At 40.9% G+C, this 320-nt stretch carries 1 rRNA gene; it reads right to left on the bottom strand.

Features of this window, described 5'->3' with window-relative positions:
- Positions 1 to 212 precede the first annotated feature (212 nt).
- Positions 213 to 320, bottom strand: a 5S ribosomal RNA gene (rrf, locus tag H5182_RS22115); the annotation flags it as partial.

The following is a 320-nucleotide window of genomic DNA, read 5'->3' as shown; positions in this document are numbered from 1 at the left end:
ATAAATACAGTGATAACAAGGCGTAAATTTTGACATGTAGTTGTTCTACTTGAAAAAATTATAACGCAGTTAGCGCTTTATTTAGCTCGCTAGAATGGTTAAATATTTAAGTCGATTGGTATAACACTGCGCTGCTGACAGCTCAAAGCCATTAGCTTTCCTACAGACGTAAAAAAGCCGCTTCATTTCTGAAGCGGCTTTCTCAATTTGGAGCCTGGCAATGTCCTACTTTCACATAGCAAATGCTACACTATCATCGGCGCTGTTTCGTTTCACTACTGAGTTCGGCATGGGGTCAGGTGGGTCCAAAACGCTATTGT

It is taken from the genome of Pseudoalteromonas sp. SG44-17 (assembly GCF_014164235.1).
Classification (GTDB): domain Bacteria; phylum Pseudomonadota; class Gammaproteobacteria; order Enterobacterales; family Alteromonadaceae; genus Pseudoalteromonas; species Pseudoalteromonas rhizosphaerae.
This window is presented reverse-complemented; position numbering and strand designations above follow the sequence as displayed.